The sequence below is a fragment of the Leptolyngbya sp. UWPOB_LEPTO1 genome (genome assembly GCF_017302695.1).
Taxonomy (GTDB): domain Bacteria; phylum Cyanobacteriota; class Cyanobacteriia; order Leptolyngbyales; family Leptolyngbyaceae; genus Leptolyngbya; species Leptolyngbya boryana.
This window is the reverse complement of the sequence record NZ_JAFLCJ010000003.1, coordinates 381,847-397,291: the sequence shown is the minus strand read 5'-3', so window position 1 is coordinate 397,291 and position 15,445 is coordinate 381,847. Positions and strand designations below refer to the sequence as shown.

10 protein-coding genes are annotated in these 15,445 nt (G+C 46.0%); 5 read left to right on the top strand and 5 right to left on the bottom strand.

The genetic code is table 11. The features are described from left to right. Positions 1-11: 11 nt before the first annotated feature. A complete protein-coding gene (locus J0L70_RS07115; protein ID WP_287453778.1) occupies positions 12-2,174 on the bottom strand; it encodes an AAA family ATPase in 2,163 nt (720 codons plus the stop codon). Positions 2,175-2,885: 711 nt separating this feature from the next. On the opposite strand from J0L70_RS07115, the gene J0L70_RS07110 reads away from it, so the two are divergent. Next, positions 2,886-5,114: a SulP family inorganic anion transporter gene (locus J0L70_RS07110; RefSeq protein WP_017289594.1), complete on the top strand. Its 2,229-nt coding sequence runs from the start codon at positions 2,886-2,888 to the stop codon at positions 5,112-5,114. 40 nt (positions 5,115-5,154) lie between these two features. After that, the gene (locus J0L70_RS07105; RefSeq protein ID WP_287453777.1) at positions 5,155-6,636 is read left to right on the top strand and encodes a phenylacetate--CoA ligase family protein; all 1,482 of its coding nucleotides are present in this window, start codon (positions 5,155-5,157) and stop codon (positions 6,634-6,636) included. Here the strand turns inward: J0L70_RS07105 and J0L70_RS07100 are convergent. Then, entirely contained in the window at positions 6,612-7,226 is a 615-nt protein-coding gene (locus J0L70_RS07100; RefSeq protein ID WP_287453775.1) for an esterase/lipase family protein, read from the bottom strand. The genes J0L70_RS07105 and J0L70_RS07100 overlap by 25 nt on opposite strands. 93 nt (positions 7,227-7,319) lie before the next feature. Between J0L70_RS07100 and J0L70_RS07095 the strand changes: the two genes are divergently transcribed. Next, the gene (locus tag J0L70_RS07095; protein ID WP_287453774.1) at positions 7,320-8,174 is read left to right on the top strand and encodes a lysophospholipid acyltransferase family protein; all 855 of its coding nucleotides are present in this window, start codon (positions 7,320-7,322) and stop codon (positions 8,172-8,174) included. Positions 8,175-8,632: 458 nt separating this feature from the next. Here the strand turns inward: J0L70_RS07095 and J0L70_RS07090 are convergent, their stop codons facing one another. From J0L70_RS07090 to J0L70_RS07080, 3 genes are all read right to left on the bottom strand, one after another. Beyond that, complete coding sequence (locus J0L70_RS07090) at positions 8,633-11,653, bottom strand: tetratricopeptide repeat protein (protein WP_287453773.1); 3,021 nt, start codon at positions 11,651-11,653, stop codon at positions 8,633-8,635. A gap of 120 nt (positions 11,654-11,773) precedes the next feature. Then, entirely contained in the window at positions 11,774-12,076 is a 303-nt protein-coding gene (locus tag J0L70_RS07085) for a type II toxin-antitoxin system RelE/ParE family toxin (protein WP_190650549.1), read from the bottom strand. Next, on the bottom strand, positions 12,073-12,327 hold the full coding sequence (locus J0L70_RS07080) for a type II toxin-antitoxin system ParD family antitoxin (RefSeq protein ID WP_190650552.1): 255 nt from the start codon (positions 12,325-12,327) through the stop codon (positions 12,073-12,075). Before J0L70_RS07080 ends, J0L70_RS07085 begins: the two co-directional genes overlap by 4 nt. Positions 12,328-12,365: 38 nt before the next feature. Between J0L70_RS07080 and J0L70_RS07075 the strand changes: the two genes are divergently transcribed. Together J0L70_RS07075 and J0L70_RS07070 are read left to right on the top strand one after the other, a co-directional pair. Then, positions 12,366-12,731 carry a hypothetical protein gene (locus J0L70_RS07075; protein WP_287453772.1) on the top strand — a complete coding sequence of 122 codons (366 nt, stop codon included), beginning with the start codon at positions 12,366-12,368 and terminating at the stop codon, positions 12,729-12,731. Positions 12,732-12,780: 49 nt separating this feature from the next. Continuing rightward, positions 12,781-15,312, top strand: a complete 2,532-nt coding sequence (locus J0L70_RS07070; RefSeq protein WP_287453771.1) for a sigma 54-interacting transcriptional regulator — start codon at positions 12,781-12,783, stop codon at positions 15,310-15,312. Positions 15,313-15,445: the final 133 nt, after the last annotated feature.

Here is a 15,445-nt window from a genome sequence, read left to right as displayed (position 1 = left end):
TCAAACTCACATTAAGGGCGCTTTTTCGCTTGCAGCCATAAAGTGCTGCTTTTCCACTTCACCGTTTGATTGAGCAAGCGAGTTGAGAAAAGCTGTTGAATCTGCGCTACTTCCGCAGGCTTCAAGGATTGCGCTAAGTGTTCAGCATAGGTGAGTTGATCAGAACCGGATGTGAACCAGCGATCGAAAAGCGATCGCGATAAATACACTTCAGTTTGGGTCTGCTCAGTCTGCACTTTAACCTCAAACCCTGCTTGCTCAAAATTAGCTTGCAACGTTTCAATTGACCAATTCAGTTTTGGATCGTCTGGATTCAGATAAATTGCTTCTTCGGCTTGTTGCCAGCGATCGTATAGTTTCGGCTTCAACCAGAGTGGATCAGCAAGTTGATACAACCGTTGGGCAGCCCTTGGCATCGATTCTGCTAAAACAATTTGACCATGAGATTCAAGTAATGCAGACAAAGCTGCAATCGCGCTAACTTTATCCGATTCCGCATAGAGTACATTGCGCCCGATGATGCGATCGAACTTCAGAGGTTGAGGTAACGCTTGAACAAGAATCGGGCGAGAGAGTTCGGGTAAGGATTGTATTTGTTCATTAAGAGCTGCGAACTCTTTTTCGGTTCCTACATGGCCATATACTCCTCCTTCAGGAACTTGGCGAACTGCTTCCCAAAGTAATAATCCACTGCCTGCATTCAAATCGAGAACGAGATGATGACGTTGAAGATGTGCTAGTGCAAAAATGCGATCGCGTACAGTTCCCAATCTTTCTCCAACTTGGCTCAGCGATCGAGCTAGCCATCGATCTAAGCTCGAATTCTTCGGACTCGTCGTCAGTCTTTCCCCAATTCCTTCGACAAAAGCTGCCAGTTGTGCTTCGCGATCGCGCTGGACTTTATCTCGAATCGTTGCTTCAAAGCCTTGATCTGAAGGTTGATAAAAGACTTGCCCTTGCAGGCTACTGGGTAAGTATTGCTGTGCGACCCAATGTTCGCGATATGAGTGTGGGTAGAGATAGTTCGCACCATGTCCAAAGCCTTCTTTATCTCGATTCGGATCTCTCAAATGCAGAGGGACATCTGATTCGCGTTCTCGTTCTACTGCTGACAGTGCATCAAAGAAACCCATGACGCTATTCGATTTTGGCGCGTTTGCTAGATAGAGCGCTGCTTGAGCTAGGGGATAACGTCCTTCGGGCATTCCCACTCGATCGAATGCCTCTGCACAAGCATTGACTGTGACAACTGCATTCGGATCTGCTAAGCCCACATCTTCACTCGCTAAAATCAACATACGGCGCAAGATAAATCGCGGATCTTCTCCGGCATAAATCATTCGAGCTAACCAATACAGCGCAGCATCCGGATCAGAACCGCGCAAGCTTTTAATGAAAGCACTAATCGTATCGAAATGGGCATCGCCTTCTTTGTCGTAAAGCACGGCTCGTTGCTGAATGGATTCTTCAGCAATGGCAACCGTGATGTGAATGATACCTTGCTGATTCGGTGGGGTAGTTTCAACTGCAAGCTCTAAAGCATTGAGCAATGATCGAGCATCGCCATTCGCAATGTTAACCAGATGAGCGATCGCATCGGCATCTATCTGAATCTTCAAGTTTCCATATCCTCGCTCGGAATCGTGAAGAGTCTGTTCAACGACTTGCTTTAGATCTTCTGAAGCAAGCGGTTTCAGTTGAAAAAGACGCGATCGACTAACTAAAGCTTTATTCACCTCAAAATAGGGATTTTCGGTTGTTGCACCGATGAGGATAACTGTTCCATTTTCAACCCAAGGCAGCAATGCATCTTGCTGAGCTTTGTTGAATCGATGAACTTCATCAACGAATAAAATTGTGCGTTGATTGAAGGTTTTGCGCCGTTCTTGCGCAGTTGCGATCGCATCGCGAATATCTTTAATCCCGGCAAGAACAGCATTAATCGCAATAAAGTAAGCTTGCGTTGTGTTCGCAATAATTTGAGCAAGCGTCGTCTTTCCAGTGCCAGGAGGCCCGTAGAAAATCAGAGATGACAATTGATCAGCTTGAATCGCGCGACGGAGTAGGCGTCCTTGACCGACGATCGCAGTTTGTCCAACAAATTCATCGATCGTTCTTGGACGCATTCTTGCAGCAAGCGGTGCGGCGGAATCACGCTGATCAAATAAGTTCACGAGTTCAAAGCCCTCACTACATTTTTTAACCAATGCAAACACAGGTTCTCTCAAGATTCAGTCTTGCAAACCCTGATCATAACGACATCAAGAGCGTTTGAAGTCGAAAACACAACATCAGCGAACAAATTCAAATTGTTCCCTGAGATACAATTAAACCCTTTAAAAGCAGATTTACTTTAGTAGGGTTTATATTCAAGGAAAATATACTTGTACTAAGTTCCTAAGCTCGACTTTATCCATTAGTCGCCAGGCTTTCGTGCGTAGTGATTGAGTTTTGCCTATTCTCTTAGACTTTTTGCCAGATCACTTTCGGCAATTCCAGAACCAGCAATCCGGCTTCATTCAACAGATAGTACGAAAGCATTGCTGTTTGATGATCCCGAGAATCAGCCCAGCAGTGAGACTTGCAATCACAGGTGTACCCTTGGCTTCCTGTTTTGAAGACGAAAGCATTGTTTGACCTCTTTCGCATTGGGCTAGAAATCGAGCAGTTGACAACTGACTAAGTTCAAGTTAGCCGATCGATTCCGTAGTAAATTGGAGGAAATAATGATGTTATGATCCTTCCACGACAACCAAATTGTAGAGTAGAGAGCAGTTGAAGACTAGATTCATGGCTCAAACCCTTATAGATTGTGACGCTCAACAGTCTATTCGTCAGGAAGGCTTGACGAGCCTATCAAGTTCAGATCCTTCTCTCAGTTTGTCGTGAACTTTCAAGACAAAGCTTCTCTGATGATTTCTAAATACTTTAACCGCTCCGTCCAGTCGCCTGTTTTTCCGAACATTCTGGCAGGGCTAATTTCTGGGTTAGTGTGTGTTACGTATAGTCTATCCTTCGCAGCGCTGATTTTCTCTGGTAGTCTGAGCACTCATCTGTCTGCTGGCATTTATAGTGCTCTGATTAGTGCCACGATCGTTGGGATTGCGGTTGCGCTGAAGAGTTCTTTTACCTGCGCGATCGCAGGTCCAGATTCTAATACCTCTGCCATTCTCGCCCTGATGGCAAGCGCAATTGCATCTCAGTTAAGCAATGCACCCAGTCTTTTACCAACTGTCTGGACAATGCTGGTGATCAGTTCTATTGTGTCTGGTATTTTCTTAATCGGACTGAACTATTTACAGCTAGGACAATTTGTTCGCTTTATTCCTTACCCTGTGATTGGGGGATTCCTCGCTGGAGCGGGTTGGCTGATCATTCGCGGTGGATTTGTTGTCACGACTGGGATAGCTTTAGAATTTGAAAATTTTAGCGCCTTATTTCACTTGAGCCATTTGCTTCATTGGCTATCTGCTGCGGGATTTGCGCTGCTGCTCAAACTCGTTCTTAGTCGGTATAACCACTATCTTGTCGTTCCTGCATTTTTGCTTGCAGGGTTTGTGCTGACCTATCTCGTGCTGGGAAGTATGGGAATTTCTTTAGAACAAGCAAGAGCTGAAGATTGGTTATTTTCAGCGTCCAGCATCAACCAGCAGGAGTCTTTTACTGGATTGCCAAGTGTGTTGCAGATTGATTGGCGGGTTTTGTGGAAGGAGATTCCCAGCCTGCTCGCAATGATGTGCGTCCTGGCACTTTCAACACTGCTGAATGCTACAGGATTAGAACTCATCAGCCAACAAGACATTGATATCAATCGAGAACTGAAAACCTGTGGCGTTGCGAACTTAGCAGCCGGAATTGGAGGCGGAATGGTCGGCTTTCTGTCTTTTAATCGCAGTGTTTTGAATCGTTCTGCCGGGGCGACTGGTCGATTATCAGGCATCGTTGCTAGCCTGTTTTGCGCTGCATTTCTGTTTTTAGGAACTGAGGTGATTGCCTTTGTTCCGAAGCCACTGTTGGGAGGACTCCTGTTCTATATTGGTCTCAACTCCTTGATTGAATGGCTCTACAACGCTCGGAAGAGATTACCGACGATCGAGTACACGCTGATTATCTTGATTTTGGTGATTATTGCTGGATCAGGTTTTCTGCAAGGAGTCGGGGCTGGACTTGTGATTGCTTGTCTCATCTTTGCTGTGAACTATAGCCGTACGCCTTTAATCCATTCTGAGATGTTTGGCAACAATCGCCCTAGTAATTTTGAGAGATCGTTTCAACAACAGCGAATTCTGCGTCAGCAAGGGCAGCAAATTTATATCTTATGTCTTCGCGGATATATCTTTTTTGGCACATCGAATACATTCCTCAACCACGTGCGAGATGTCTTGGCACGCGCGAAAACGCCCATTCGTTATCTCGTCTTTGATTTTCACCTGATTAATGGATTGGATTCATCTGCTGTTTCTAGCTTTGTCAAACTCCGCCGCTTTGCCCAGCAACAAGATTTACATTTAGTCTTTACGCATCTTCCGCCTGAACTTGAGCGGCAATTCATTCAGAATGATTGTTTGAAAGTCGAAGATGATCCGATCTGTCGTCGATTTCCTGACCTCGATCGAGGAATTGAGTGGTGCGAAGAACAGATTCTCAAAGCAATTCAATTGAGAAGAAGGCGATTTCTGCCTCTGACTCTGCAAATCCCAGAGCTTTTGATGCTTTCAAAGGAAGAGACTCGGCAATTTATGAGCTATCTTGAGCCACTTCAGATCCCAGAAAATCACATCTTATTTACCCCAGGAGCAGCAGCAGACACGCTGTATTTTTTAGAGAATGGTCAGATGAGCCTCTTGAGCCAGTCTACCTCTGGAGAACCTAAACGGGTGCGGACTTTGAGTTCTGGTACGGTGCTAGGAGAAGTTGAGTTTTATCAAGATAGTGTTCGCTTGGTGAGCGCGATCGCAGATAAAGGAAGCAGTCTATATTGTCTTTCCAAACAAAACTTACAAGCGATGCAGAAAAATCATCCTCAGCTAGCGGCTGCATTCCACCAATTCATTGCTCATCTTTTGGCAGAGCGTCTATTTTCATCGACCCATTCCAATGTTGAGCAACAGTAGCGATTCAATCTTACCCATGGACTCTTCACCATCACAATCAATGCTTTCCTCGCTTCAATCCTTTCTCACAACTCCGCTGAGCGATCGGCTTCGCTCGACTCCAGGCGAAGCAGAAACAGAGGTTATTCGGCTGTTTCAGACGGTTGCAGCTCATGTCCCGGCTTATCGATCGTTTTTGCAAGAACACAACATCGATCCAGCATCGATTCAAACTTTTGCTGATTTTCAGACCCTTCCACTCACAACTAAATCTTCTTACCTCAAACGTTATTCACTGGCTCAACTTTGCCGCAATGGCAAGTTAGAAGCTTGTGATATGATTGCAGTCTCTTCTGGCTCAACTGGACAGCCGAGCTTTTTTCCTCGATCGCTCTCAGATGAATTTCAAATTGCTACTCGATTTGAACAGATTTTTCACGATAGCTTTCAAGCCGATCAGAAACGTACACTCGCGATCGTATGTTTTGCGCTAGGAACTTGGGTCGGAGGAATGTTTACTGCAAGCTGCTGTCGGCATGTTGCAAGTAAAGGCTATCCAATCACCGTGATTACTCCTGGCAATCAAAAGGCTGAGATTTTTCGAGTGCTAGAAGCATTAGCACCAGAATTTGAGCAAGTTGTTTTACTCGGATATCCGCCCTTTCTCAAAGATGTGATTGATAGTGGCATTGCTCAGGGAGTTCCCTGGCAGAACTATCACATCAAATGGGTATCGGCGGGAGAAGTGTTTAGTGAAGCTTGGCGATCGCTGGTTGGGCAACGGATTGGCTCGACGAATATTAACTATGATTCTGCGAGCTTGTATGGAACTGCGGATGCAGGTGTGCTAGGAAATGAAACGCCTTTGAGTATTTGTATTCGTCGCTGGCTAGCAGAGCATCCCGATGCTGCTCGTGAATTGTTTGGGGAATCTCGTTTACCGACTTTAGTTCAGTATGATCCGTTGAGCCGATTCTTTGAAGTCCAAGATGGAACATTGTTGTTTTCTGGCGATAGTGGACTGCCGCTGATTCGCTACCACATTGCAGATAATGGAGGAGTGCTCACATACGAGCAAATGATCGGGTTTCTCGCAGCACAAGGATTTGATCCGATTCAGGAACTTCAAGGCGATCGAGGCATACATCCCCTGCCATTTGTCTATGTTTTTGGTCGATCGGCATTTACTGTGTCTTACTTTGGAGCAAATGTCTATCCGGAAAATGTCAGTGTCGGACTCGAACAATCTCCGATTTGTGATTGGGTCACCGGTAAGTTTGTCATGCAAGTGAAAGAGGATGACGATCGTAATTCTATTTTCTCGATCGTCGTAGAGCTAGCACCGAATGTCACGGCAAGTGAAGAGAAACAGCAAGCGATCGCGATCGCAATTTTGCAGCAGTTACAACGGCTGAATAGTGAATTTGCGAACTATGTTCCTCAAGCCTATCAACTTCCTCAAATCACCCTAAAAACAACAGGTGATCCAGAGTATTTTCCTCCCGGTGTGAAGCATCGTTATACACGCCCATCGAATGCTTGAACCACGGTTTCTTGAATGCGTTGATCGTTCATCATAAACGTGTGATACACCGGGAAAGTAATCACGCGATCGCGGCTCGACAGATAGGTTTCATTCAATGCCACAATGCCATCGTTCACATCTGTTCCAAAGGGACTCCATGCTCCTCTAAGACCGCTGGTTCCGGCAATGATGGTATAGGACGACGTGAGCGGAGGCAATTTGTCAAAAAAGGCTGGATCTGCGAGATTTGCGCCACACTGACCTGTCCACCATTGAAACAGAGGAATCTGATTCGCGAAGGTTGCAAGCCGAGGCTGACGATTGGGAGTTCCGAGCATCACAATCTGTTTGGGCAAGGCTGAGCGGATTTTTCCCAATGCCGATCGCGTTAACAATCCACCGAGCGAGTGCGCGACAATTCCGTAAGGTTCTCGATCTGCGATCGCATCTAACCGCGATCTCAGACGTTCAACGATTTGATCATAGGATTCTAGAACAGCCGCGTAAGCAAACTGTTCTGTTGTCCATCCCGCTTGTTGTAACCGCCGTTCCAAAGTGAGTAGAGAAAACGGACTGCGAGACAGCCCATGAATCAAAAGTAGTTTCATCCCAATTGAGGTTTCAATTTCTTACAAGCGACCTAATGGTTTATCCTGCTCTCTAGGATTATATTTGCTTCTCAACCCGTCGTAATCAGCAACATGGTTTTACAGTCCCATTCGTCTAGGGAACCCGGATGGTCATTAGATCTCCGCAATCCACAAGTCATTCAATCGCTCGTCCCGATATTTGGATGGTTCTACGAGCATTACTTTCGGGTGCAGACGAGCGGCTGGGAACAGATTCCTACTGAAGAACCTGTTTTGATTGTCGGTTCACACAATGGCGGCATGGCAGCACCGGACATGATCATGATGATGTATGACTGGTTTCACCGATTTGGCTACGATCGCCGAATTTATGGATTGATGCACCCGCAAATGTGGAACGTATTACCGCCACCTTTGACAAAATTAGCGGCTGAAGTGGGTGCGGTTCAGGCTCATCCTAAGATGGCGATCGCGGCTTTGCGGAGTGGTGCGAATGTGTTGGTCTATCCGGGTGGCCCGTATGATGTTTTTCGTCCACATCGATTACGCGATCGCATTTGTTTAGAGGAGAACCGAGCATTTATTAAGCTTGCTTTGCGGGAGAAGGTGGCGATCGTTCCTGCGATTTCTTGGGGTGCTCACGATACGCTAATTGTTCTCGAAGATTACTATGCGCTTGTGAAGCAACTGCATCGTTGGGGAATGCCTTGGCTGTTTGGGATTGATCCGATCGTGTTTCCGATTTATCTGGGATTGCCTTGGGGTTTAGCGATCGGCCCACTGCCGAACATTCCTTTTCCAATACAGATTCATACTCAAGTTTGCGCTCCGATTCGATTTGAACGATATGGACGAGATGCTGCAAACGATCACGCTTATGTGGAAGCGTGTTATCAGCAGGTGCGTCTGCAAATGCAAAAGGATCTCGATCGTTTAATCGAATCGACGACTTCAACACATCGTTGAGGCAACTTATCTATTGGTTACTTTCCTCTTGCTCATCATTGATCAGCAATCTTAGGGGGGAATTACTTGCGATCGCTTGATGATGAGGTTCACGATCGCGCTGTTTCGATCCTAAGTTGAATGATTCTCTGTTTTGGTGGCTTCGTTCAGTCAAAATGATGCACCATTCTGTCTCAGAGATGGAATGTTTTGATTTTGAGGCGGAACGTTTTATGTTTTTGGATGAACGATCGCACTTCTTGTAAGAGTGTTCTATCTTTTTCTAACAATATTCACCAGTAAAGATAGAACGATCACACTTTAAGATGAAATTTTTAGCAAAAAAGATAGAACTTCCACACTTTTTGGATGACAATTCATTACGCAAGATAGAACGATCACACTTTAAGATGAAATTTTCATACTTTTTGGTAGAACGATCGTAGTTCAGATAGGAATGTTCTTACTTGAAAGCGAAATCAAGGAGAGTCGGAAGAGTTCAATCGCATTTTCTGCTGCAACAATTCAAGATTTCGGATGTAAATTTGCGTGTCGGGGTGGTCGATTCCTAAAGCTTTCTTGGCAATTTCTACTGCTTGTACCAACAGCGATTCTGCTTCATCAAATCGTGCTTGAACTTTATAGATTTCTGCCAGATTACTTAGAGTGTTAGCTGTATAAGGATGCTCTTTTCCTAACAATTGCATCCGAACCTTTAGGGAATGCGTTAAGAGCGCCTCTGCTTCATCAAATCGTCCGTGAACTTTATAGATAGTTGCTAAATTATTCAGACTCTGTGCTGTGTCGGGATGGTGCTTACCTAATTGTTGTTCTCGAATTGCCAGTGCTCTTAGATAAAGTGGTTCTGCTTCGCTATATCGCTTTTGTGATTCATAGAGTAATGCCAAATTATTTAAAGTAATGGCTGTATCAAGATGGTGCTTACCTAGTTGCTGCTCTCGAATCGAAAGCGCTCTTAGATAGAGTGGTTCTGCTTCGCTGTATCGCTTTTGTGATTCATAGAGTAATGCCAAATTATTCAAACTATTTGCTGTATCAGGATGCTGTTCTCCCAGATATTGTTCTCGAACTGCCAGCGCCTTCAGAGAAAGCGGTTCTGCTTCGCTGTATCGTCCTTGCTCTTTGTACAGTACTGCTAGATTATTCAAACTGATTGCTGTATCAGGATGCGTCTTCCCTAATTGTTGCTCTCGAATCGAAAGCGATCTCACCCAGAGCGGTTCCACTTTGCCATATTCACCCTTCTGATAAAGGATAAGCCCAATCTCATTTAACCGAAAAGCTCTTGCAACTGTATTTTCAAATTCTCCAGCCTGAATACTCATATTGTGGCGCTGTGCGAACCTCTCTGCCGCATCATACTTTCCTGCCTTCCGACAAACCGCCCCCAAAAATCGCAAGAAGTTCAGCACTTGCGGATGATCCATTCCCAAAACTTCCTCACCCAACTCCAACGCAGCACTCAATTCTTCATAAGCCGCCTGAAGCTTCCGCTCACCCATCCGCAAATACACAAACCCCAACATCCCCCGACTGACAATCACCTCCGGGTGTCGTTCTCCCAATGCCTCTATTCCCAGTTTGATCGTCTCCTGACACAACCGCAACGCCTCATCCAACCGATCCTGACGCAACATCAAATTCGCCTGCGTCTGCATCAGCTTGATTAACCGCAACGTCGATCGCTCCTCCAACCCCGAATAGAGCCACAACGCCTGCCGATTCAGTTCGATCGCTTTCGGTAACTCATTTCGTCGATCGAATACCTGCGCCAACAGATCCAACGTCTCCACAACCTCCAACGATTCCTCACCAAACAGCGCCATTCTCAATCGTTTCGATCGTTCTGCCGCATTCCCCGCATCAAACACCCGCTCACTCTGCAAATACGCCCGTCCCAGATAAAACTCTACCGTCGCACTCTCAGCAGATTCCGCTTTTTGCAACAATGCCCAACTCGATCGCGCCTGTTCCAAAGTCTCGATCGCTTTCTCAGTCTGTCCCAATTCCACCTGAGACATTCCCAACCGCATCAATGCGATCGCGCCCAACTCTGCCGATAATTGCGACCCCATCTGTGCTATTTGCTGAATCAAAGCGATCGCTTCCGTATGCCGAGACTCCGCCTGTAATACAACAATTTGCTCCAGCGTCCAAGCTGCTACAACTTCAGGATCAATCCCTCGCAAGCCGTGATAAACCCCCTCAACCAATCGCCCTAAATCTGCTTGTTTAGAGTGTTGCGATCGCCCAAATTCATACAACCACTGATGAATCAATTTCTGCTCTGGCAATGTCGATCGCGCCTGTAAATGTTGGCTCATCAAAGGATACAATCGCCAAAGCTGATCTTCTAGCTCCTCGACAAACGGCAATGCCAAAATCTGCTTCAACCTCGTTTCAACCTCACCCAACTGCCGATTCTGCACGATCGCACTCACCAATTCCACATCCCAAGTCCGCGCAAACGCCAACACTTTAAGAATTTCTGCCTCCCCTGCATCCCACCCCTGCGCCAACTGCTGCAACACTTCTTCTCGCGATCTCGCCTGACTCTGCGGAAACTGCCGATACATCTCAACCCGCAATTTGAGATCCGCTGGAATTCCTTTTGATGTAATCGCAATCTGCCCTGCAATCACCTCATCTTCGATTCCAAATTCTTCCAGCCATTTCAAACTCTCTTCATACGTCAACGGCTCGATTTTTACCTGTTGAGCAGCCATGAATCCTGAGATCTCCTGCTTCGCAAATAGCACCCAAAGCACCGCAGGATTCTCAACTGCCAGCATTTCCTCCAACCACAGACAGCGTCCATTCTGATCCAGCAAATCCTCATAGCCATCGATCAGAATTGCAACTTTTCGCCCCTGATCTTCAAGCTGCGATCGCAACGTCTGCATCAAAAACTTAGGCAACAGTTCCAAAAATTCGTAAGGTTCTGCACAATCATTCAACTGCTGCAAAATTTCCTTCTGCCGCCCCGGATTTTCCATAAACCGCAGCGCAAACCAAGCCAACTTACTCATCGTTCCAGCGAATGGAACCTGTTTCTCTAAATCTTGTGCAACTGCTCCAAACAAATCTCCGAGCGTGCTGATAATATCTCCGGCATCTCCTCGCCCTTGTCGATCGCTGGGATCATACGCCTGTCCCGGATGCGCCCAATTCAAGTAATAGGCATACGACCATCCAAAATCTCTCAACTCAAGTCCATCTCGCGCCAACTCGCAAAACAGCAACTCTAGCGATCGTTCCATACTCAAATCATTGTGTCGCTTCATTGCACTGCCATTCAGTACAACACACTGATCCCGATTCGCTTTTTCCAGCGATTTCATCAACTCGGTCTTGCCAAGTCCATCTTCGCCATGAAACACTAAAATATTTTGTGCCGCTGCTCCTAGCTGCTCAAACGATCGTGCAAACTGCTGCTCATACTTTTTTCGAGCGAATCTCACAGCCAAACCTGTCTGCATCTCCAACTCCCCCAAAACCGCAATCAATCCATGCCGTACCAACTTCCTTCTTCGAGGGTATAAAATCTTTTTCCTGATTAATCCAATGCTTTCTTAAAATTTGTTATCGATCGCTCAAACTCACTCTTCCAATTGTCCAAAAATTGCCTCAATATCCCGCCGCCCATCAATTACTCTGGCAATCTCAATCCCATCCGGCAGTGGGTAATAAAACACACAATAGCTATCTACAACAAATCCTCGAAGGTCTGGCGCAAGCTCCTCATAACGCTTTCCCATATTTGGAAAACCTGCCACCAACTTACATTTTTGTCGAATGCGATCAAAAAGCCGAGAAGCCACAGCAGCATTAACCAGAGTCAGCCCATCACAAATCTCTTCAAGATCTCGAATTGCATCAGGTGAAAACGTATAGTGACTCATGATTCCGAAGAGGACTGTTGCTGGATTCTAGCTTGCAGTCGCTCAAAAACCGCTTCCCCATCAACTCCCTCACCATTTCTCAATTGCTCAGTTCCAGATTGAATCTTCTGACGCAGATCAGTCAATCGCTTTTCTCGTTCAGCAAAAACTTCCAGGGCAGCGTTGATGACCTCTTCAGCACTCGCAAACCTGCCTGTTTGAATTTGCGTCTGAATAAATCTTTCATTATCAGGGTTGAGAGTCATATTCATGGCTTGAATTCTCACGATAGTCTAATGATAAGTTCTCGATGATCATTGAACTCTTCGCACCATTGAACAACATCTATTTCATGCTGGATCTCTTTGACTTAATCCACAATATCGAAAAACGTCCCGCCATGTATCTCGGACAGCTGGACATTACCCATCTCAGCGCCTTTCTTTCAGGCTATTTCTTCGCCCGTCGCCAATCTGGAATCCCCGAAACTCTGCAAGAACAGCAGTTTGCCGAATTCCAAGCCTGGGTCGAACAAAAATTTAACGTTACTTACAGCCAGCCCTGGGAAAAAATCATTCGCTTCTTCTCCCCAGACGAAACCGCTTCGCTCCAACAATTCTTTATCCTATTCAACGAATTCACCGAATCTCAAACCGCAAAGTCGATCGCTTCCTAAAGTCGTTCTATGCTGGATTGAAGCGTTTAATACAATCCAGGTGAATCACATGGATACTTCAGAGCGAATCGAATGGCTAAAATCGAGAACAGAATTCGCAAGATTGAGTGAAAAAGCGCTTTTAGCGATCGCACAATCGATCCAAGAACAAGAAATCCAAGAAAATCGCCGCATCGGACTTGAAGACACTCAGCCCGCCGCCCTTTACATTCTTTACAACGGGCATCTAGAGAGCTATCGCACTAGTAAAACCAGTGCTGCCAAAGCAACTAGCCTGCTTCCAGGCGCGATCGTCTATCTCAAAGAATTACTCTTAGATGAAGTCGCAGAAGAAACCGTCATTACACTGGACGATTGCACGATTTGGACAATTCCACGCGAGGCATTTATCGCGATCGCTCAACAATTTCCCGAACTAGGGCAAGCCATTTCGCGACAATTGGCAACCCAACTCGAACAAGCCGAAGCAGAACTCGCATACGAGCGAGAAAAACAGATCGCATTGCGACCTTACCTTGTGCCGAAAGTAAAACGCGGCATTGTTGGCACAAGCCGATATGCAACCCGACTGCGACAGGAAATTAAAAAGGCATCCAGCGATCGCGGTTCGGTGCTGATTTTCGGAGAGCCGGGACTGGAAAAAGATAATTCCGCCGCATTGATTCATTTTGGTTCGAGCGATCGTAAAGAACCTTTGATCAAAATCAATTGCAACACCATGCAACCGAATGGGGCTGAGCTTTTTGGACGAGTGGGCAAACCTGGATTGCTCGATTGGATTGGGCGCGGCACACTCATGCTGAACAATCTCGAAGACATCTCACCCGAATTTGAAGAAAAGCTCGTACAACTGCTCAAAACCGGGCAATTTACCCCGATCGCGCGCGAAGGAGAACCCGAACCCGAACCGCGATCGTATGAAGCGCGGTTGATCATGACTTCAGAAAAAGTCCTGCCGCAACTTGAGAAATGCAAACTGATTACGCATGTGATCAAAGTTCCACCCTTGCGCGTCAGAAAATCAGACATTGCACTGCAAGCAGACTACTACCTGAGTTTACTAGCAAAATCGCGAGGCATTACAAAACCCAAAATTACTCCAGAAGCATTGCGCCGACTTCAAGGTTATGACTTTCCAGGCAATTATGTAGAGTTAGAAAACTTACTCAACCGAGCCATTACCCAAGCCGAAGGCAGAGAACTTACCGAAGAAGTCTTCTGGTCAGCCGGAGATAAAAATCGACGCTTTCGAGTCAACCTACTCAACGCTTATCCAAAGCTCCGCCAGTTTCTCAGAAGTTCTTGGTGGCCAGATCGGATTAACTATGGGTTTACTTTGGGAGTGTTTGCAGTCGTAGTTGTTGTGCTATTTGCTGCTCCGCAAACGCGCGATCGCAACTTTGCTTTAAATCTGTTTTGGGCATGGTGGTGGATGCTGATTCTCATCTCCTTCCCATTTGTCGGCAGGCTTTGGTGTGCAATCTGTCCATTTATGATTTATGGAGAACTCGCACAAAAAATCTCGCTCTGGCTCTTTCCCCGTAAGCTTCAACCTTGGGCAAGACAATCTGCCGAAAAGTGGGGGGGATGGTTTTTGTTCGGACTGTTCACCCTGATTTTGCTATGGGAAGAACTCTGGAACTTAGAAAACACAGCTTACTTATCTGGATGTCTATTACTTTTGATCACAGCCGGAGCCGTGATCTTTTCAGTGCTATTTGAGCGGCGATTTTGGTGTCGATATCTTTGCCCGATCGGTGGCATGAATGGTCTATTTGCAAAGCTTTCTATGATTGAACTCAGAGCGCAACAAGGCATCTGTTCCGCAACTTGCACAACTTACCAATGCTACAAAGGCGGTCCTCAAAAAGGCGAAGGCATGGAAACTGGAGGCTGTCCGATCTATTCACACCCCGCTCAACTGCAAGACAACAAAGACTGTGTATTGTGTATGACTTGCCTCAAAGCCTGTCCGCATCGATCTGTCGAACTTAACCTTCGTCCACCTGGAATCGAGCTATGGACAACACATCATCCGTCTTATTCGGAAGTGTGCTTACTATTTCTTCTCTTTGGAGCCGTTTTTTTACATCGCCTGCCTCAAGTTGAACAACTTTTCGGCATCAATCTACACTTAGACCACTTTGGGATTCATACGCTCGTTTCAATGCTTGCTCTGATGTTTCCCGCAGCAATTTCACTGCTCTTTCACCAAATTCTGCGATTGTTAAATCGGCGATCGCGTCCGTTTCTCGAACTTGCTTATGGCTATCTGCCACTGGTTCTGGGCGTGAGTCTAGCGCATTACTTACATCTAGGCTTAACCGAAGCTGGACAAATTTTACCCGTCACCGCAGCAACTTTTGGAGGAAACGCAGAACTGATTGCAACATTACCGATCGCAGTTGCTCATCCTGCTGTGATTGAATTTTTACAAGCAGTAACACTCATTGGATCATTTTGGTGCAGCGTATTTTTAACCCAAAAGATTGCGCGACAACCCATTCAAAACTTACTGCCTCAACATTTTGCACTGGTGATTCTTGGTTCGGGATTGTGGAAGTTAATTATTGTTTCCTAGATCATTCTGACGGGATCATCTCTGATCGAATAAGACTATACAGTTTATGTCTTTAGATGGGTTGCGCGCGATCGCTGAATCGGGCATTATTAGTCAAATAAAGAAATTTTCTGTAGTACAATTTCAAACCGAC